General features: G+C 38.5%; 17 protein-coding genes and 1 tRNA gene. 6 read left to right on the top strand and 12 right to left on the bottom strand.

Going from position 1 to position 21,120, the window contains the following annotated elements:
- The first annotated feature begins 53 nt into the window (after positions 1–53).
- From HX109_RS08290 to HX109_RS08270, 5 genes are all read left to right on the top strand, one after another.
- On the top strand, positions 54–1,196 hold the full coding sequence (locus tag HX109_RS08290; protein ID WP_178951020.1) for an acyl-CoA dehydrogenase: 1,143 nt from the start codon (positions 54–56) through the stop codon (positions 1,194–1,196).
- A 347-nt stretch (positions 1,197–1,543) separates the two neighbouring features.
- The gene (gene gltB / locus HX109_RS08285; protein ID WP_178951019.1) at positions 1,544–6,061 is read left to right on the top strand and encodes a glutamate synthase large subunit; all 4,518 of its coding nucleotides are present in this window, start codon (positions 1,544–1,546) and stop codon (positions 6,059–6,061) included.
- A 1-nt stretch (position 6,062) separates the two neighbouring features.
- Entirely contained in the window at positions 6,063–7,520 is a 1,458-nt protein-coding gene (locus HX109_RS08280) for a glutamate synthase subunit beta (RefSeq protein ID WP_178951017.1), read from the top strand.
- A gap of 128 nt (positions 7,521–7,648) precedes the next feature.
- A complete protein-coding gene (locus HX109_RS08275; RefSeq protein WP_178951015.1) occupies positions 7,649–8,914 on the top strand; it encodes a DUF819 domain-containing protein in 1,266 nt (421 codons plus the stop codon).
- Between the two features lie 49 nt (positions 8,915–8,963).
- Positions 8,964–9,683 (top strand): DUF4369 domain-containing protein, encoded by a 720-nt coding sequence (locus HX109_RS08270; protein ID WP_178951014.1) that lies wholly within the window; start codon positions 8,964–8,966, stop codon positions 9,681–9,683.
- A gap of 46 nt (positions 9,684–9,729) precedes the next feature.
- Here HX109_RS08270 and HX109_RS08265 read toward each other — a convergent pair whose 3' ends face one another.
- The 12 genes from HX109_RS08265 to HX109_RS08210 form a co-directional block, all read right to left on the bottom strand.
- Positions 9,730–10,665, bottom strand: coding sequence for a phosphodiester glycosidase family protein (locus tag HX109_RS08265; RefSeq protein ID WP_178951012.1), 936 nt, complete (start codon positions 10,663–10,665; stop codon positions 9,730–9,732).
- An 82-nt stretch (positions 10,666–10,747) separates the two neighbouring features.
- Positions 10,748–11,185: a hypothetical protein gene (locus tag HX109_RS08260; protein ID WP_178951010.1), complete on the bottom strand. Its 438-nt coding sequence runs from the start codon at positions 11,183–11,185 to the stop codon at positions 10,748–10,750.
- A gap of 111 nt (positions 11,186–11,296) precedes the next feature.
- Positions 11,297–11,734, bottom strand: a complete 438-nt coding sequence (locus HX109_RS08255; RefSeq protein WP_178951008.1) for a hypothetical protein — start codon at positions 11,732–11,734, stop codon at positions 11,297–11,299.
- 196 nt (positions 11,735–11,930) lie between these two features.
- Entirely contained in the window at positions 11,931–12,209 is a 279-nt protein-coding gene (locus tag HX109_RS08250; protein ID WP_178951006.1) for a F0F1 ATP synthase subunit epsilon, read from the bottom strand.
- A gap of 28 nt (positions 12,210–12,237) precedes the next feature.
- The gene (atpD, locus tag HX109_RS08245; RefSeq protein WP_178951004.1) at positions 12,238–13,746 is read right to left on the bottom strand and encodes a F0F1 ATP synthase subunit beta; all 1,509 of its coding nucleotides are present in this window, start codon (positions 13,744–13,746) and stop codon (positions 12,238–12,240) included.
- A gap of 261 nt (positions 13,747–14,007) precedes the next feature.
- Positions 14,008–14,982, bottom strand: a complete 975-nt coding sequence (locus HX109_RS08240) for an acyl transferase (protein WP_178951003.1) — start codon at positions 14,980–14,982, stop codon at positions 14,008–14,010.
- 588 nt (positions 14,983–15,570) lie between these two features.
- Positions 15,571–15,644, bottom strand: a tRNA-Thr gene (locus HX109_RS08235).
- An 89-nt stretch (positions 15,645–15,733) separates the two neighbouring features.
- Positions 15,734–16,009: a hypothetical protein gene (locus tag HX109_RS08230; RefSeq protein ID WP_178951001.1), complete on the bottom strand. Its 276-nt coding sequence runs from the start codon at positions 16,007–16,009 to the stop codon at positions 15,734–15,736.
- Between the two features lie 33 nt (positions 16,010–16,042).
- Positions 16,043–17,011: a type I phosphomannose isomerase catalytic subunit gene (locus HX109_RS08225; protein ID WP_178950999.1), complete on the bottom strand. Its 969-nt coding sequence runs from the start codon at positions 17,009–17,011 to the stop codon at positions 16,043–16,045.
- A gap of 43 nt (positions 17,012–17,054) precedes the next feature.
- On the bottom strand, positions 17,055–17,462 hold the full coding sequence (locus tag HX109_RS08220; protein ID WP_178950997.1) for a 6-pyruvoyl trahydropterin synthase family protein: 408 nt from the start codon (positions 17,460–17,462) through the stop codon (positions 17,055–17,057).
- The gene (gene idi, locus HX109_RS08215; RefSeq protein ID WP_178950995.1) at positions 17,459–17,995 is read right to left on the bottom strand and encodes an isopentenyl-diphosphate Delta-isomerase; all 537 of its coding nucleotides are present in this window, start codon (positions 17,993–17,995) and stop codon (positions 17,459–17,461) included. The genes HX109_RS08220 and idi overlap by 4 nt, the downstream gene beginning before the upstream one ends.
- A gap of 176 nt (positions 17,996–18,171) precedes the next feature.
- Positions 18,172–19,116, bottom strand: coding sequence for a mechanosensitive ion channel family protein (locus HX109_RS08210; RefSeq protein WP_178950994.1), 945 nt, complete (start codon positions 19,114–19,116; stop codon positions 18,172–18,174).
- Positions 19,117–19,304: 188 nt separating this feature from the next.
- On the opposite strand from HX109_RS08210, the gene HX109_RS08205 reads away from it, so the two are divergent.
- The gene (locus tag HX109_RS08205; protein ID WP_178950992.1) at positions 19,305–21,041 is read left to right on the top strand and encodes a BCCT family transporter; all 1,737 of its coding nucleotides are present in this window, start codon (positions 19,305–19,307) and stop codon (positions 21,039–21,041) included.
- Positions 21,042–21,120 lie beyond the last annotated feature (79 nt).

Below are 21,120 nucleotides of genomic sequence, written 5' to 3'. Positions count from 1 at the left end.
GTTACATTTTAAAATTATATTTGAACGATTTTTAAAAAATATAACAAATTAGAATGGATTTTAAACTTTCTGAAGAACAGTTATTAATAAAAGAAGCCGCGAGGGACTTTGCCAAAACAGAATTACTGCCTGGAGTTATCGAAAGGGATGAGAAGCAGGAATTTCCAGCTGAGCAAGTAAAAAAAATGGGAGAGCTTGGATTTATGGGCATGATGACATCGCCAGAATACGGCGGTAGCGGCATGGACACCATTTCTTATGTAATGGTTATGGAAGAACTTTCTAAAATAGATGCATCTGCCTCTGTTATAGTAAGTGTTAACAACTCTTTGGTTTGCTGGGGTCTTGAAAACTACGGAACGGAAGAACAAAAACAAAAATACCTTAAGCCTTTGGCATCCGGAGAAATTATTGGCGCATTTTGCCTTTCGGAACCAGAAGCGGGAAGTGATGCTACTTCTCAAAAAACCACTGCAATAGACAAAGGAGACCATTACATAGTAAACGGTACCAAAAACTGGATTACTAACGGGAACTCCGCAGATGTTTACTTAGTGATCGCCCAAACGCATCCAGATAAAAAACATAAAGGTATCAATGCCTTAATTCTAGAAAAAGGAATGCCTGGTTTTGAAATAGGGCCGAAAGAACAAAAATTAGGAATTAGAGGAAGCGATACGCATTCCCTAATTTTCAATGATGTTAAAGTGCCAAAAGAAAACAGAATAGGCGAAGACGGTTTCGGATTTAAATTTGCGATGAAAACCCTTGCCGGAGGAAGAATTGGGATTGCTGCCCAGGCCTTGGGGATTGCTGCAGGTGCTTATGAAATGGCCAAAGAATACTCCAAAGTGAGAAAAGCATTTGGAACAGAGATTTGCAATCACCAAGCCATCGCCTTTAAATTGGCCGATATGCATACGCAAATTGAAACTGCAAGACATTTGGTTCTAAAAGCGGCTTGGGACAAAGACAATGGTAATGACTACGATTTATCGGGAGCAATGGCAAAACTTCATGCCTCTCAAGTAGCTATGGACACCACTATTGAGGCTGTTCAAATTCACGGGGGAAATGGTTATGTTAAGGAATACCACGTAGAAAGATTGATGAGGGATGCAAAAATTACCCAGATCTATGAGGGAACCTCAGAAATTCAAAAAATTGTAATTTCAAGAAGTATTTTGAAGGATTAACCCCCTTAAAATATTTAATTAAAAATAAAAAAACACTCTTTTTTAAAGTCACCCCTTTGTTTTGCAGGGGTGACTTTTATTTTTTTATCTTAAATATATAAACACCCCCGCCCAAACTAAAAATCCTCATCAGAAATCCAATATAATACCAAAACCACCCCTTAAATAATAGGGATTAATAATTTTTTAGCCTAGAATTAACGATTTGATAATTTGACCTATGCTAAAATTTCGATATTGAATTTTTCTCAGTGTTTATTTCCGAACGTTCGATTTATTTCATTTTTTGATTCAAAACCTTGAATAATAGATAGCTTTCTTAGTAGATTTGTGGAAACCACGTAATTATGAAGCCACAAAAACAAGGACTATACTCCCCGGAGTTTGAACATGACAATTGCGGTGCAGGTTTCATCTGTAACCTAAACGGAGTACGAACCAACGATATAATTCACAAAGCACTTGATATTTTAATTCGCTTAGAGCACCGTGGCGCGGTTAGTGCCGACGGTAAAACAGGTGATGGTGCCGGAATTCTTATTGAAATCCCACACGCTTTCTTTAAGGAAGCCTGTAAGTTCGAAATTCCTGAGCCGAAAGAATATGCAGTTGGTATGTTATTCCTACCAAAATCTAAAAACCAGTCTCAAATATGTATCAATATATTTGAAGAAAAAATAAAAGCGCAAGGCCTAAATATTATTGGCTGGCGTGATGTTCCAGTAGATCATAGTTGTATTGGGGAAATTGCTGCTCAAACAGAACCTTTAACCAAACAAGTATTTATTGGGAAAAATAATCAAGATTTAAGTGATGAGGAATTTAATGCTAAGCTTTTCGCAGGTCGTAAAATTGCAGAGCACGCCATTTTAAATTCAAACCTGTCGGAAGCAGAATATTTCTACTTTTCTAGTTTATCTACCAATACTATCATCTACAAAGGTCTTTTAATGCCTCAAGACATAAGTACTTATTATAAGGACTTAATGCAGCCAGAGGTGGTAACCAAATTAGCTTTGGTTCACCAGCGTTTCTCTACCAACACATTCCCAACTTGGGATTTGGCACAGCCTTTTAGATTAATGTGCCACAATGGTGAGATTAACACCTTAAGAGGTAACCTAAGTAGAATGAAGGCCCGTGAGGAACTTTTTAAAACTGAAATTTTCGGGGAAAGCATCAAAGAAATCCCACCAATTGTTTTAGAAGGTAAATCTGATTCGGCTTCGATGGACATGGTATTGGAATTGCTTCTGCAAACAGGGCGTTCGCTTCCTGAGGCCATGATGATGATGGTTCCTGAAGCTTGGGAGAAACACCAATCGATGACCGACAGCAAAAAAGCTTTTTACGAATACAATTCTTGTATAATGGAACCATGGGACGGGCCGGCTTCCATTCCTTTTACTGATGGGAATTATATCGGGGCTTTATTAGACCGAAACGGTTTAAGACCTTCCCGTTACACCGTTACCAAAGATGGATATGTAATTATGTCTTCGGAAACAGGGGTGATAGACGTAAAACCAGAAAATGTAGAATTGCACGGTAGATTGGAACCAGGACGTATGTTTTTGGTGGATATGAATGAAGGACGAATTATTGGTGATGAAGAAGTAAAGGAAAGTATCGTTTCCAAACGTCCGTACCGCAAATGGCTGGACCAAAACCTATTGCCACTAGCCAAAATAGCGTATACAGGGAATAAAACCCCAGTTGAAAAAGAGGACTTTATAACACGTCAAAAACTATTCGGCTACACCAATGAGGACATAAAAACCCTTATTACCCCAATGGCAACACAAGGAAAAGAAGCTATTGGTTCTATGGGAACAGATACTCCTTTGGCCGTATTATCGGACAAGCCACAACTTCTTTTTAATTATTTCAAACAGCTATTTGCTCAGGTAACCAACCCGCCTTTAGATGGTATTCGTGAAGAAATCGTAACCGATATTAGCCTTTCCATTGGCGGCGATAAAAATATCTTCGATATCGTTCCGGAGCAATGTAAAAAACTTAAAATTCAAAATCCAGTAATTTCCAACGAAGACCTGGACAAGATTAAATATATTAACCACCCGGATTTTAAGGCCGTTTCAATTTCAATCCTTTATGATATAAATAAAGGATTGAATGGCCTTGAAGCTCGACTGGAAGAAATGGTGGATGAAATTTCCAACGCAATAGACGAGGGCCACAACATAATTATCCTTTCAGATAGGAATGTTTCGCCTACTATGGCACCTATCCCTTCTGCACTGGCATGTTCCCATGTGCACCACGGCCTAAAGAAAAAAGAAAAGCGATCTTCCGTAGGGATAATTGTGGAGTCTGCCGAGCCTCGTGAGCCACATCATTTTGCCTTATTATTTGGTTATGGAGCAAGTGCTATTAACCCATACATGGTAAATGAGATTATTGCAAAGCTGGTTGCCGATAACGAAATAAAATCATCTTTTGAAGATGCAGTTTTAAACTTCAACAAGGCCATTGGAAAGGGAATTGTAAAAATTATGAACAAGATCGGTATCTCCACCTTACATTCGTATCGAGGAGCACAGATCTTTGAAGCCTTAGGACTTAATAAAAAGTTTGTAGACAAATACTTCAGTAATACCACAAGTAGAATTGAAGGGATTGGAATTTACGAAATTGAAAAAGAAATTCAGAAACGCTTTTCCAAAGCGTATACAGATAGTGAATCCCTAGCGGATTTAGATTTGGAAATTGGAGGGGACTATCGCTGGAGAAGAAATGGTGAACGGCATATGTTTAATCCTACTACGGTAGCCAAATTACAACAAGCCGTTCGCACCAATAAATTTGATAGTTACAAGGAATATTCCCACATGATCAACGAGCAAAGCGAACGCTTGATGACTTTACGCGGAATGTTTAAATTTCAAGAGCTCAACCCTATTTCAATTGATGAAGTGGAACCGTGGACAGAAATTGTAAAGCGTTTTAAAACAGGCGCAATGTCTTTTGGATCCATTAGTAAGGAAGCGCACGAGAATCTGGCCATTGCCATGAATAGAATTCAAGGTAAAAGTAATTCTGGTGAAGGTGGGGAAGACCCAGATCGTTTCCATAAAGATTTGAATGGAAACTGGAGAAATAGTGCTATTAAACAAGTAGCTTCCGGGCGTTTTGGAGTATCGATAAACTACCTTTCCAACGCTAAAGAAATTCAAATAAAAATGGCGCAGGGAGCTAAGCCCGGAGAGGGCGGACAGCTTCCGGGGCCTAAAGTTAACCCAGACATCGCCAAAACGAGAAATTCCACCCCTTATGTAGGGTTGATTTCACCACCCCCGCACCACGATATCTATTCGATCGAAGATTTAGCACAGCTCATTTTCGATCTTAAAAATGCTAATCGGGAAGCAAGAGTTAACGTAAAATTGGTTTCTGAAGTAGGTGTAGGAACCATCGCCGCCGGTGTTGCCAAAGCTAAAGCAGACGTAGTACTTATCTCTGGATTCGACGGAGGAACGGGAGCATCCCCACTTACTTCGCTTCGACATGCCGGACTTCCATGGGAACTGGGTATCGCAGAAGCGCAACAAACTTTAGTGCTTAACGACCTAAGAGGAAGAATTGTAATGGAATGTGACGGACAGTTAAAAACAGGCCGTGATGTAGCTATTGCGTGTTTATTAGGTGCCGAAGAATTTGGTTTTGCCACTGCACCTTTAGTAGCGTCTGGATGTATTATGATGCGCGCCTGCCATTTGAACACCTGTCCAGTTGGTATTGCAACCCAAGATCCAGAACTGCGTAAAAATTTCAAGGGAACACCAGAGCACGTAATTAATTTTATGTATTTCATAGCTCAGGAATTAAGACAGATCATGGCCGATTTAGGGTTCCGTACCATCGAACAAATGGTTGGACAGAGTCAGAAATTAAACATGAACAAGGCTATCGAGCACTACAAAGCTCAAGGAATTGATCTTTCCAATATTCTTTACAAACCGAGAGTACCAGAATCTGTAAAACTTCATAATACCGAAAAGCAAGACCATCATCTAGAAGAAGTTTTAGATTTCGAGATCTTGAGACAAGCGCACCCGGCTGTATACCGAAAGGAGAAAATGAGTTTAGATTTCCCAATCACCAATATCAACCGAACTACCGGTGCTATTTTGAGTAATGAAATCTCTAAAATTCACGGCGAGAATGGATTGCCAGAAGATACGTTGACTTTAAATTTTGAAGGTTCTGCAGGACAGAGCTTTGGAGCTTTTGCCACCAAAGGACTTACCCTAAAAGTAAACGGAAATACAAACGATTACTTCGGAAAAGGACTTTCAGGAGCAAAATTAGTTGTAAAAGTACCAGAAAAGGCCACTTTTAAACCAGAGGAAAACGTAATTATTGGTAACGTTGCCATGTACGGTGCCGTTACTGGGGAAGCCTATATTAACGGAATTGCTGGAGAACGTTTCTTGGTAAGAAATTCTGGTGCCAAGGCTGTGGTAGAAGGTATTGGAGACCACGGTTGTGAATATATGACGGGTGGTGTAGCTGTAATTCTGGGGAAAATAGGTAGAAACTTTGCCGCTGGAATGAGTGGAGGAATTGCCTATATCTACAATCCGGATAACAAGCTCGATAGCAGCAATTTTAATATGGAAATGGTCGAATTGGAAGAACCGTCTGAAAACGACCAAATACAACTACAGCAATTAATTAGCAACCATATTAAATATACCGATAGTCCGTTAGCAAAACGTATTATGACTGATTGGGATAACAACCGTAGCAAATTTGTGAAGGTGATGCCTACAGAATTCAAAAAAGCTTTAGAATTCTTGGCAAAACAAGAAAAAGAAGTTGAACAATTAACAACAGCATAAAATGGGAAAACTAAGAGGATTTTTAGAATACGAAAGACGCGATGAAGACACGATTGCTGTTGATGAGCGTGTTAAAAATTACCATGAGTTTACCAAAGAACTCAATACAGAAGAATTAAATGAACAAGGTGGCCGTTGTATGGACTGTGGAATCCCTTTCTGCCACAGTGGTTGCCCATTAGGGAATTTAATTCCAGATTTTAACGATGCCGTCTATAAAAACGATTGGAACAAAGCGCTTAATTTATTGCATGCCACTAATAATTTCCCGGAATTTACTGGAAGATTATGTCCAGCTCCATGCGAATCTGCCTGCGTTCTAGGTATTATTCAGCCGCCTGTTTCTATCGAACTAATTGAAAAGTATATCGTAGAAAGAGGTTTTAAAGAAGGATGGATTAAACCAAAACCTCCGAAAAACCGCACTGGAAAAACTGTGGCTGTGGTAGGATCTGGCCCTTCTGGATTGGCAGCAGCCCAACAATTAAACCGTGCCGGCCATACTGTTACCGTTTTTGAACGGGATAAAAAAGTAGGCGGACTTTTAAGATATGGAATTCCAGATTTTAAACTCGAGAAAAAAGTAATCGACCGTAGAGTTGACATCTTAAAAGAAGAAGGAATCGAGTTTAAAACCGACGTTCACGTAGGAAAAAATTACGAGGCCGAGGAGCTTAACAATTTCGACGCAGTCGTACTTTGCGGTGGAGCCACCCAACGTAGAAAGTTGCCAATTCCAGGTGCCGACGCCAAAGGTGTTGTGCAAGCCATGGAATTTTTAAAACGCAATAATGAAGTAGTTGACGGACTCGCAGAAACTACTAAAGACTTGCACGCTAAAGATAAACACGTTATAGTAATTGGCGGTGGAGACACCGGTTCCGACTGTATTGGAACTTCAAACCGTCATGGGGCAAAATCGGTTACTAATTTCGAAATTATGCCGATGCCTTCTGAAGCCAGATCCGATGAAAATCCGTGGCCTTTTTGGCCCTTTACCCTTAAAACAACTTCTTCCCACGAAGAAGGTGTGGAACGTAATTGGAGCATTTTAACCAAGGAGTTTGTTAAGGATGAAGAAGGAAATTTAAAAGCCATTAAAACAGTAGAGGTTAAATGGGTTAAAATTCCAGGAGAAAGGCCTCAATTACAGGAAATTGAAGGGTCTGAAAAAGATTGGCCGTGTGATTTAGCTTTATTGGCTCTAGGCTTCACAGGACCAGAAGCTACACTTAGTGAGCAACTAGGTTTACACACCGACGACAGATCCAACATAAAGGGCAATAATTACCAAACCAATATTCCCCATATATTTACTGCTGGGGATATGCGTAGAGGTCAGTCTTTAATTGTTTGGGCTATTTCAGAAGGTAGGGAAGCCGCTCATCATGTTGATAAATTTTTAATGGGATCTTCCTCCCTACCAGTCAAAGAAAAAGGAGATTTACCAGCCGCATAAATAATAACAACTACGTTATACATTTATTTAATTTTCCCAAGCCGATTTCTATTGAAGTCGGCTTTTTTTATTCCTTATGAACTTGGTTAGATTTCTATTTTGTATTTTTCCCGAAAATTTTTTAATAAATGGAAGAAACTCCAATTTTCACCATCGATACCATTGTTTTTGGTATCATCATGTTATGTTTAGGATTCGTTTTTTATACTTCAGCTTTCAAAACTGGCTTTTGGAGTAAATTTTATAAGGTTGTTCCATCTGTATTGATGTGCTATTTACTTCCTTCCATCTTTAATTCCTTCGGAGTTATTTCCGACGAAACTTCTAATTTATATTATGTAGCCAGCAGGTATTTACTCCCAGCCTCTTTAGTTTTAATGACACTGAGTATCGACTTAAAAGCAGTTTTTAATTTAGGTCCGAAAGCATTGATTATGTTTTTTACTGGAACTATCGGTATCGTTATTGGGGGGCCATTGGCCATTTTAATTGTATCTGCCATTTCTCCAGACACTGTTGGCGGTGTAGGACCAGATGCCGTTTGGAGAGGTCTTGCAACCTTAGCTGGAAGTTGGATTGGCGGAGGTGCCAACCAGGCTGCCATGCTGGAAATATTTAAATATAACCCCGAGAAATATGGGGGTATGGTATTGGTAGATATTGTAGTGGCTAATTTATGGATGGCCGTGGTTTTATTGGGAGTGGGGAAAAGCGACAAAATTGACAAATGGTTAAAAGCAGACAACAGTGCTATCGATACCCTAAAAGACAAAATGTTGGCCTTTGCAGAGAAAGTAACACGTACCCCTACCCTTACGGATTACATGATGATTCTTTCCATTGCTTTTGTAGCCGTTGGAATTGCTCATTTTGGCGCGGATAATATTTCAGCTTTTTTAACCAATAACTTTGAAGCCATAAGCGATAAAAAAAGTGCATTGTCTTCCTTTGGCTCTCAGTTCTTTTGGATGATTACCATTGCAACTACTATTGGAATTATCCTGTCGTTCACCAAATTTAAAAATTATGAAGGGGCAGGAGCCAGTAAGTTTGGATCCATTTGTATCTATATTTTAGTAGCCACCATTGGTATGAAAATGGATATTTTTAAGGTTTTTGAAAATCCAGGACTTCTAGCTATCGGGTTGATCTGGATGACCATTCATGCCCTATTGCTTATTGTGGTCGCTAAAATAATTAAAGCCCCTTATTTTTTCTTGGCTGTTGGCAGTCAAGCAAATGTTGGTGGTGCTGCCTCAGCACCTGTCGTAGCAGCAGAATTTCACCCTTCCTTGGCAACAGTTGGGGTTCTTCTAGCTGTGTTTGGCTATGCCGTGGGAACCTATGGTGCTATTTTTTGTGCCTATTTAATGGAATTAGCTTCAAAAGTGTAGCAATTTTTATAAGAATTACGCATATTTGCGCTTCAGAAAAAAATAAATTATGTACCGAATACTACTAGCTGCATTAATAGCTTTCACTGTTGTTTCTTGTGGAAAAGAAAATGATAATATGACCGTTAAAGGAACGGTAGAAGGACTGCGAAAAGGCACCATATACTTTCAAAAAATAGCCGACAGCAGCCTTGTTACCTTAGATTCGGTAGTTATAAACGGTCAACCCGATTTCAATTTTTCTACCCACGTGGAAAGTCCGGAAGTTTTTACACTTTATCTCGATAAAAATGATGGCAACCTTCTTAACGATCGGTTAGATTTTTTTGGGGAAGCAGGTACCATTACCATAAATACCAGTAGGGATTATTTTGCTCCAGAGGCACAGGTTAAAGGGTCTAAAAGCCATGACACCTGGATGGAGTATAAAAAAATAGCCACAAAATTTTCTGAAAAGAACTTAGAACTTTTAAAGGAAACCCTGGAAGCTAGCAAAGACGGAAAAATAGAATTAGCAGATTCCCTACAAAAAGTTTCTAATAACAATTCTAAAAGAAGCTATCTGTACACGTTGAATTTTATTTTCAATAATAGTACATCGTACGCCGCACCTTACATAACCTTAACGGAAGCCTATAATACCAACTTAAAGTATTTGGATTCCATAAACAATTCCCTTTCGGAAGAAGTAGCTGATTCCAAATACGGAAAACTGCTAAGCGATTATATTGAACGCGTAAGAGAGGCTTCTAAAGATACCCTCCCATAACAAAAACAACTGAAGCATAAAAAGTAGACTTCTGTTTTTTAAAACATTACTCCTGTTTTTGTTTTACCATAAACACAGAAGGTACAGGCCTTTGCATTCCACCTTCTTCTGAAGGGCAAGAGATCAATGCACCGGCAACAACCATGGCCGAAGAACCTCCCCCATCTAAATTGAGGGCTTTAATACACCCTAAGTCGACCATAATGGAAGCCAATTCGGGCAAAGAAACTCCTTCGCTAAATCCTTTTTGCCTGCCATCTATAACTATAAGAATTACTTTATCATCTAAAGTATATCCTACCGCCGTTCTGGGCGCCCTTTCTTTAAAAGTACTAGTGTGTATGTGTTCTTCTTCAGCAAACACCCGTGGCTTCCCATTCTCAACCAGCACGGGGCCAGCCCCAATTGCATACGTCATTTTCCAAGTTTTTACTCCTTTGGAGTCTCTTACAGGCATTTTGTTTAAGTTCGTATTAGGTTTTGAAAAACTGTAAGTAATAGTGTCCCCTTCAAAATTATAGGTCCAAGTAATGTGAGGTTTCCCTGCCTTTGAAATACCGAAAGCCCCTCTCGTAGGATACTTTCCACTTACTATGGGAACACCTGGAGTTACCAGTTTCCCGTCCCTAACAATTAAGCTGACAGATTGTGTATCTGAAAAATAACCCCCGTTAACGATTACATAATCCTTCGCTTGTTGTTCTTCCGCAAATTGAAGAGGCGTTTTATAAGGTTTTCCAGCTCCTACGTATTCCGTACTTAAAACTATATTGGGGTTCGAGATATCCACTTCAGCATATATTGCATGTAACGGGGAACCGTCTTTTAAAGCAGAGAATGTTTCATATATTTTTATAGATGATGGTAACTCATCCCGTAATTCATGCTTCAACTCCCAAACTAAATTTTCTTGGGCGAATAAAGCATCAGAATTAAAAAAAAATGTAATAAGTAAAGCAGTTATAAGAACTGTTTTTTTCATGGTACGCTCCATCCATTAAATTATGGTATTGTTTATAAGAATAAATCTAGCTAAAAAATACCATAAAACACTATTTTCTGTACTACCTAAGCCACCCTTTTTTTATTCCTCTATTGGCAAAAGCAACCAAAAATGCTGCAATTAAAATTACCATAACCGGTATGATGTATGCCATGGGTCCGAAGGCATCTGGCGTTTTTAACACAAACAGGCTAAACCCCATTTGTACAAGGATAGCGATTAAGGAAATAATGAAAACGGGCTTAGCCCATTTTTTCTTCATAAGCAATCCTAATGCACCTATAAAACCTGTGAAAACAGCCGTTCCATAAACTAATTTAGACCACAGGGGATTATTCTCATACATTTCGCGTTGCACATCTGGCATAGCGCTTAAGGTTTCTTCTGAAATAGTAACATCTAAAATAAAAGCGCCAATACCCATTAAGTTCCAGAGCAAAGCTAAGATAGCTACAAGCCAAAACCACCACGGCAGCTTGATTGAAACTGAATTTTCCATAATTATTTATTTAGTTGGTTATAGTATAAAGTCCCTGAAAAAAATCCCAAGGCGTAAAAATGAAATTTCAAACAGCCATTAAAACATCCGTAATATCCTCTATTGAAAACCTCAATGAATCCATCCCTTTTTTATGCTCCAGTAGGAAAAATAGAAATAGAATATTGCTGCTGCAACAATAAATACTGGCAAAATAACCGCTTCTGGACTAAAAATCTCTAGAGAGGTAATGGCAATTAAATTATAGATCATTTGAATGATAATAGCAACCAAGGACAGACCAAATAATAATTTTGCCCATCGTTGCCTTAGCAAGAGCGCTATGCTAGCCAACACCCCAGATAGGGTAGCCACAGCATACACCACTTCCACCCACGTTGGATATCCCCTAAAGAGCTCTTGCTCCACATCTGGATATGCCAATAGCGAATCTTTAGAAGCACTCATTAAACCAATAAAAGAACCTATACCCATTAAATTCCAAATAAGTGCAAAAATTGCAATGATCCAAAACCATATTGGGATTTTCACTTCGTTTTCATCAATCATAGCAAGCTAAATATTAACAAATTACGTACTCTAAGATACATTTTTTTAACAATAAACTAAAAAAAGTTATTGTATTCTAAGAATCGCACACATTAAAAAATGATTAATAAAAGCAGGTAGCGAGGCCAAAACATAAAAAAAGCGCTACAAAACTAATTGTAGCGCTCTTATAGTATGTATAATAATTATTTTGTTCTTAGTCTGCCAAAACAATTACTTTATTATTATTCATTTCTACAGTTCCACTGGTAATTGGAAGTAAAGTAGCTCCATTTTCCCCTTTGGAGAATTTAGTAGCATACGCCTTCTCAATTTTAATATCCCCGTAGATTTTCACATTTCCTTTACCCAAAAGAGAAACAATGGGCGCGTGATTGTCTAACATTTGAAATTCACCATCAACTCCTGGAACTGCTACCGAGGTAACTTCTCCACTAAAAAGGGTTGCTTCTGGTGTAACTATTTCAAGAATCATATCTCTTCGTTTATTCGTTAAGCGTCAATTAAGACTCAGCCAACATTTTCTCTCCAGCTTCAATAGCTTCTTCAATGGTTCCTTTTAAGTTAAAGGCAGCTTCAGGAAGGTGATCTAATTCCCCATCCATAATCATATTAAATCCTTTGATGGTATCTTTGATATCTACCAAAACTCCAGGGATACCAGTAAACTGCTCTGCTACGTGGAAAGGCTGCGATAAGAAACGCTGTACACGTCTAGCTCTGGATACAGCAAGCTTATCTTCTTCAGAAAGCTCTTCCATACCTAGAATAGCAATAATATCCTGTAATTCTTTATAACGCTGTAAAAGCTCTTTCACACGTTGTGCACAACCGTAATGTTCTTTTCCTAAAACGTCTGGAGCAAGAATTCTAGAAGTAGAATCCAATGGATCCACTGCTGGATAAATACCTAGCTCAGCGATTTTTCTTGAAAGTACTGTTGTAGCATCTAAGTGGGCAAACGTTGTTGCCGGTGCAGGATCCGTTAAATCATCCGCAGGTACGTAAACCGCCTGTACAGAAGTAATAGAACCTCTTTTAGTGGAAGTAATACGCTCTTGCATCGCTCCCATTTCTGTTGCCAATGTTGGTTGGTAACCTACCGCAGAAGGCATACGACCAAGAAGTGCAGACACCTCTGAACCAGCCTGTGTAAAACGGAAGATGTTATCTACGAAGAAAAGAACGTCTTTCCCTTGTGCCTCTCCAGCTCCATCACGGAAATATTCTGCAATAGTAAGCCCAGACAAAGCCACACGAGCACGTGCTCCTGGAGGCTCATTCATCTGTCCGAATACAAAAGTTGCCTTAGATTCTTTCATAGCAGTTTTATCTACTTTAGAAAGATCCCATCCACCTTCTTCCATAGAGTGCATAAATTCGTCTCCGTATTTAATAATACCAGACTCCAACATCTCTCTTAAAAGGTCATTTCCTTCACGTGTACGCTCTCCAACACCTGCAAAAACAGATAAACCACCGTGGCCCTTTGCAATATTGTTAATTAACTCCTGGATAAGTACTGTTTTACCTACACCAGCACCACCGAAAAGACCAATTTTCCCTCCCTTTGCGTAAGGCTCAATCAAATCGATTACTTTGATACCTGTAAAAAGTACTTCCGTAGAAGTTGTTAAATCTTCAAATTTTGGTGCTTCCCTGTGGATTGGCAAACCGTCTTTACCAGATTTTGGCAAATCTCCAATACCATCAATAGCATCTCCAATAACATTAAACAAACGTCCGTAAACTTCGTCACCAATTGGCATTTGAATTGGATTTCCAGTAGCTAAAACTTCTGTTCCTCTACTCAATCCATCTGTAGAGTCCATGGATATAGTTCTTACTGTACCTTCACCTACGTGAGATTGTACTTCTAATACTAATTTAGAACCGTCTTTTCTATCAATTTCCAAAGAGTCGTAAATATTTGGTAATTCAGACTCTGAATCGAACTTTACGTCTACAACTGGACCAATAATTTGTGCAACTTTACCTGTAATTTTAGACATTACTTAAGTGTTTAATGTTAAGCTTATTATTTGCTGAAAAAAGATTGTTAACACATCCTTTTTTCGCGCTGCAAAGATATATTTTTAATTGAAAAAATAACTCAATTTATATTTTTTTTTTCACCCCTCTATTCTATTGTAAGTTTGAAAGTTACAATGTGAACGGAAAATTCATTCCACACGAAGTTTTACAACAACATACGAATTCCAGCCACCCATACTTTAAAGCTTCAACAAATCTAAAAACGATGCTTCAACTTTTTATAAAACCATTAGATTACATCCGCGTATATCTGAATTATCAAAGCGGCCAATAATTTCAAAAGATTTATCTTTAATTCGCCCAAGATCTTGGGTAGCGATAAACGAGCACGAATTTACATTTGCGAGATCGATTACATTAACGCCTCCCGATTTGCCATCGGAAAGCAACGACAAAGCATCTTCTGGATCGCGTATAAGTATTTTCATCCAAGGCGGACAATCGAAAACACCCCTTCCTTTGGAATAAGCCTGCGACAACAACTCTGTCATCCCATATTCTGAATGTATATGTTGCAACCCAAAACCCTTTTTAAGCTCGGTATGCAATTCGGCACGAATCATTTCCTTCCGTCTACCCTTCATTCCTCCAGTTTCCATAACAATTGTATTCTTAAGGGTAAAGTCGTATTGCTCTACCAAATCCAACAAAGCAAAAGAGACCCCAATAAGAAGAGTTTTTCTCCCGGCCGCTTCCAATGCTTTTAATTGCTGGGCAAGTTCTTCGAGGTTGTGAAGGTAAAATCCGCTTTCGGGCATTTTGGATTGATCGATCATATCATTCACCATGTAAATCAGAGACGATCCCTCTCGCTCCAAATAAGCGGGAAGCAATGCCAAAATCGTATATTCTTCAACATTTCCGTAGAAATAGGAAAACCCTTTTCTAAAACTCTTCCTATAGATTTCCAGATCTGTTACATAATGTTTGCTTGTGGTATTACCTGTGGTACCGCTACTGGTAAATAAAATTTCTTCTGGCTGCGCCGAACTTAAAACAGGATGTGATTTAAAAAATTGAATTGGTAAAAAAGGAATGTCCTCCAAGGTATTCACCTGCATTGGGGTTTTCCCTAAAAGATCACAAAACTTTTTATAAACACTATTGTTTGCATACTGAAAACGAAAAACGGCAAGTGCCGTTTCTAGAAAATCGTTTGCTGTTTGAATATTAAAAATAGCGTTTGTATCCATGATATTTTATCTACCGGCAAAGATAATGAGAGTTTACCTTCTTATAAAGTTTAGCTGAAAAATAAACCAAGTATGGAAGTCAATTTCCCGATGCTCCAATTCTCTGCGATCGGGACAGGCTTCTCGCCCCTCTCATTAAACAATAGTTTTCTTGAAATATGAATATAAAAAAAGCCTCCTCGATATGAAGAGGCTTTGGAGCCGATAGAGGGACTCCCCGATGCTCCAATTCTCTGCGATCGGGACAGGCTTCTCGTCCCTCTCATTAAACAATAGCTTTCTTGAAATATGAACATAAAAAAAGCCTCTTCGATATGAAGAGGCTTTGGAGCCGATAGAGGGACTCCCCGATGCTCCACTTCCTTGCGATCGGGATAGGCTTCTCGTCCCTCTCATTAAATAATAATTTTCTTGAAATATGTGCATAAAAAAACCTCTTCGATATGAAGAGGCTTTAGAGCCGATAGAGGGACTCCCCGATGCTCCAATTCTTTTCGATCGGGACAGGCTTCTCGTCCCTCTCATTAAATAATAATTTTCTTGAAATATGTGCATAAAAAAAGCCTCTTCGGTGTGAAGAGGCTTTAGAGCCGATAGAGGGACTCGAACCCACGACCTGCTGATTACAAATCAGCTGCTCTAGCCAGCTGAGCTACATCGGCAATTCCCTTAAAAAGTGCGCAAATATAATCTTGAAAATTATTTTAGCAAACTTTTTAAAAAGAAATTTTTATTTTTTGTGGATTGTCATTTAAGACACCGGAAGCTTATTAAGCTTTTCTATTAAAGAAGATGCCTTTTCTTCCAACTCTTTATTAACCGCCTTCAGGTGCGCGCTTCTATTTTCAACCTCTTTATTGTTTACTTTCTCAATAAGCTCGTCGAAAACAGCTATCGCTTCATCAATAATTTTATCTCCTTCTTTAGAATTCTTGTTATCGGTACTTATTTCCCATAGATAAACCGCCTCGATAATATCCCCTAAAACAAAATTGATATCCTTCTTTAAATCTTTTATACTAGCCATACTAATTATTTTGCCAGCAAAAGTAGTGCATTTTTAAATATGAACCTCTAAAATTTTAGCATCCTTGGCACTTATACTCACCTCGTTTGCAACGGCAGGAATTAAAATCGTCTCGCCTTTGTTCAAGCTTTCCGTAGTTTCGCCAGCTGTAATTTGTGCTTTTCCATCCACACAGATATAAATGGTGAACGAATCGCGATTTACCAATTGCTTTACAAAAGTTCCCACTACGTTTAAGTAATTGGTAATAAAATAATCGCAAGTAACCATGTTGTTGGACGAATTGTACTCTTTGGAATACGTTACCAAATAATCGTCTTTCTTTTCATAGTCAATCGCATCTACCGCTTGCTCCGTATGGAGCTCCCGCGTATTCCCCTCTTTATCTTTTCGATCGTAATCGTAAATTCTATAGGTAACATCAGAAGTTTGTTGAATTTCCGCCAACAAAATACCCGCTCCAATGGCATGTACTTTTCCGGTGTTTATAAAATACGTATCGCCAGCCTTAACCTCTTCTTGATTGAGGATTTCCAACAGCTTCCCGTTTTTTAAATGCTCTAAATAAGTCTCTTTAGTAAGTGTCTCCTTAAAACCAACTATTAATTTAGAACCGGGATCTGCTTGCATTACATGCCACATTTCGGTTTTACCGAAAGAATTGTGTCTTTCTTTAGCCAATTCATCATTAGGGTGCAACTGCACCGATAAATCCAATTTAGCATCGATAAATTTTATGAGTATTGGAAATTTATTTCCGAAGCGATTAAAAACACCTTTCCCCAATAAATCTTCAGGATATGCATCTATAAGCTCCTGTAGGCTTTTCCCTTTTAAATCCCCATTATTAGCTACGGATACATTGCCTTCTACACCAGACAACTCCCAACTCTCGGAGGCTGTTTCTGTAGTTACATTTTTATCTAATACTTCTTTGAGTTTGGTTCCTCCCCAGAGATACTCTTTAAAAATCGGGGTAAATTTAATTGGATACGGTTTCATTCTTGGTTATTTATATTTTTTTACTGAGTTATGAGTTGCTTAGCTATTCTCCATTATAGGTAACAAAATTCCTTGGAGTCTCGTAGAGCTTTACTTCCAAATCGAAGTTTTCTAAAGACGGTTTCAACCGGTTATAAATAACCACAGCTATGTTCTCTACAGTTGGATTTAAATTTTTAAATTCTTCGATCTCTACATTTAAATTTTTATGATCTAAGTAATCTTCTACCTCTATTTGAATAAGCTCTTTTAAAACGCTCAAATCGATTACAAATCCGGTTTCGGGATCAATTTTACCTGTAACACTTAAAATAAGATCGTAGTTATGCCCGTGAAAGTGCGGATTACTGCACTTGCCAAAAACTTTTTTGTTTTTATCATCATCCCAATCTTTGCGAAACAATCGATGTGCCGCATTAAAATGTGCTTTCCTGCTTACTTTTAATTTCATAATACGGTAGATGATTGCTCTTCGATATGTGCGTAGAATTTTTCGAAGATTATTTTAAACCATGCAGTGTACAAATCTGGATTTACCTTCATGTCTTCTTGAATATCTTTTAAAGACATCCATTTCCAAGAGGCTACCTCATCTGGATTGATGTGAGGCGTCCCGTTAAATTTACCCACCAAAATATGGTCGTATTCGTGTTCGGTGAGTCCATTATCGAAGGGTGCGTGATATATAAAAGAAAGCACTTCTTCCAATTCGGTGCTAAACCCCATTTCTTCCTGTAACCGTCTCTTCCCTGCTTCTATATTGCTTTCCCCTTCCCTTTGGTGACTGCAACAGGTATTGGTCCACAATCCAGGGGAATGGTATTTGTGTGCTGCCCTTTGTTGAATCATGGTTTCTCCAGCATCATTAAAAACAAACACCGAAAATGCCCTGTGCAGCAAAGCTTTTTCATGTGCCTCTATTTTTTCCATTAATCCAATTTGCCGGTCGTTATTATCAACCAAGATAACTTTTTCTTTTCCCATGTAGGTTTTTTGTTTTCTGAAGCCAAACTTCTATTCAGCTGCTGCGTAAAATAGCAAAACAAATCTACAAAAATGGTTAACTATATCATAATGTGTTTATGCCATATGACAGCGCTATCTTCGGAAAATGGATCCATTTCCTACTATTTTGAAGTAAAATGTAGATTGAAACCGATTTATGAATGTTGAGAATTATTTATTTCCAATTTTGAAGATTCATTTACCAACACCCGGGTTTTTGGGAAACTATCTGGATAGTTTTCTTGAATGAAGGTGATTAGTTTCTCCCGAATATACACTCGTAAATCCCATGCCCTCGGAGAGGTGCTCGCACTCATTAAAGCGCGAATCTCCACATAATTCTGTTTGTTATCTGTTACCTGAAGCACATTGGCTTTACCATCCCAAAGATCGGTTCCTTCGAGAAGCCTTGTTAATTCTTTCCGAAGTTCGTCAAAAGGAACGTTATAGTCGGTATAAATAAAAACAGTCCCTAAAATATCGGCACTGTTACGTGTCCAATTCTGAAAAGGCTTTTCAATAAAATACGTGGTAGGAAGAATCAACCGTCTTTTATCCCATATACGCAATACTACAAAGGTAAGGGTGATTTCTTCTACCCAACCCCACTCACCTTCCACTACCAACACATCGTCTATTCTTATAGGTTGGGAAATGGCAATTTGCAATCCGGCTAAAATGGTACCAATGGCCTTTTGTGCTGCCAAACCTAAGATAATACCTGCAACCCCAGCGGAAGCAAACAAACTCAATCCGATTTTACGGACACCGTCAAAAAGCATCAAAGTTACCGCTACCGCAATAATAATAATGATAAAGATGATAATACGTTCTAGAATATTGAATTGAGTATAAAGCTTTCTGGCATCTAAGTTATTTTCAGTCTGCAGATCATAATGCCTTAAATAGCGCATTTTTAAAACCTTCACTAAAACAATAAGTCCCCAAGCCACACTTATGATAAGCAAGATAGAACTTAACTTTCCGACCAAAAAAGAGGTTTCTTCATTAAAATTGAGAAATGTCTTAGCTCCAGATTTAAAGAAAATCGATATAATGAATAAAATAATGGGAGTAAGAAATCTTTTTAGTGTTTGCATAGTTCTGTTGGTTTTGCTTCAAATTAAAAAATAATATTTAAATAATCTGCTCGTTAACAGAGCTATAACCTACAACGTTTTAGAAACCCAAAATTAATATGAAGTTTCATCAACCTACATAAGTTTAAATTATTCCTTATCTTGTAAGTAGATGTTTTAATCTCCCCCACCTCAAACTACAAATTATTATGGTGGACAACAATCAAGATTCTAAAAACCCAAATGAAATTACGAATCCCCAGGTACAGCTAGAAATAGACTCGATGGTGGAAGAGTACGAGATTGAACTGCGCAGGGAACTCGACCTTTCTAAGTCTAGAACCTACAAAATAATTGAGCAAAAGAAAAAAACCTTTCGGCAGAAACTTATTGAAAATGAACTGGAGGACATTCGTCGTTCTGTTAATGATATAAGGGAAGAAGAAAAATCCATTATCGGGATTAATTTTTGGGCCAGCTTAATCATTACTTTTATTGTTATTGTCTTTGCGGTCCTCGCCGGGGACAAACTCATCCATTTGGCCGATGATATATCTGCGTTTATTGCTTACAATCTCAGTTGGTTTTATGTATTGCTCGCCTCCTCTTTCTTAATTTTCTTGATATTCTTGGCATCCAGTAGGTTTGGAAGCGTTGTTTTGGGAGCCCCGGATCAACGTCCGGAATTTTCCAATTTTTCTTGGTATTCCATGCTTTTTTCGGCCGGAATGGGGGTAGGAATTTTATTTTACGGGACTGCAGAACCAACGCATCATTTTTTAAAACCACCGCTCGCCGATCCTGGAAGCATTGAAGCGGCCAAAGAAGCCATCTCGCTAACAGCCTTTCATTGGGGATTTCACGCTTGGGGCATTTATACTATTTGTGCTTTGGGCACCGCTTATTACGGATTTAGAAAAAGAAAAAAATATCTAATATCGTCTAGTGTACTCAATTTTACCTCTAATAAATCCACTGGAAAAATCCTAAAATCGATAATCGATTTGGTTTCTATTCTTGCCGTAATCTTTGGGGTAAGCGCCTCCATAGGACTTGGGGTTATACAAATAAGCCAAGGACTGGATTATGTTTTTGACTGGGACACTTCCAATTTCTTCGGATATGCTTGTATTACTATTTTAATTACTGTAATATTTATTATTTCTTCTTCCACAGGATTGGACAAAGGAATTAAAATACTTTCAAATGCCAATATGATCGTGGCGATTGCGCTTTTACTATTTGTGTTTTTGGCAGGCTCTTCCCTTTTCGATACAAAGGTTTTTGTAGATTCCATAGGCCAATACATACAAAAGTTGCCAGAATTCAGTTTTAAAGTGGATCCTTACGAGCCTCAATACGAAAGGTGGATGGGCGATTGGACGCTAACTTATTTCACGTGGTGGATTGCATGGTCTCCTTTTGTAGGGATTTTTATTGCCCGTATTTCCAAAGGAAGAACTGTTCGGGAACTCATTGTAGGATGCCTCTTGATTCCCACCCTTTTCAGCATCTTTTGGTTTTCGGTTTTTGGCGGTAATGCCATTGAACTCGAACTTTTTACCAATACTACCATTGGCAGCGAAATTCTCGACAATGTAAGTCTAGGGACCTTTTTGCTTTTTGAACAATTGCCGTTTTCGAGCATTACTTCCACCATAGCCATCATTTTGCTGTTTACTTTCCTAATTACTTCTGCCGATTCGGCTACTTATGTTATTAGCATGATGACTTCTGAAGGAGATTTAGACCCGAAACTGCGATTAAAAGTAACTTGGGGGATTGTTTTATCCGTGCTTTGCATTATTCTATTGGCCGGCGGAGGATTAAAAGCCTTGCAAGCGGCCACACTTATCTTTGCATTTCCGTTTGCTATTGTTTTGATAATGATTGCACGATCGCTCTATTTTAGACTTTCCATTCAAGTGAAGAAAAAAAGATCGTAAAACAAAATGTCACCCTTCGACTCCCGATACTTCGGGACAGGGTGACATTTCATGCTGTTTATAAATCTATCTACAATTC

Origin of the sequence: Galbibacter sp. BG1, from assembly GCF_013391805.1 — a bacterium.
Classification (GTDB): Bacteria; Bacteroidota; Bacteroidia; order Flavobacteriales; family Flavobacteriaceae; genus Galbibacter.
Note: the sequence above shows the minus strand (reverse complement) of the source record. Positions and strands in the feature narration are given on the sequence as shown.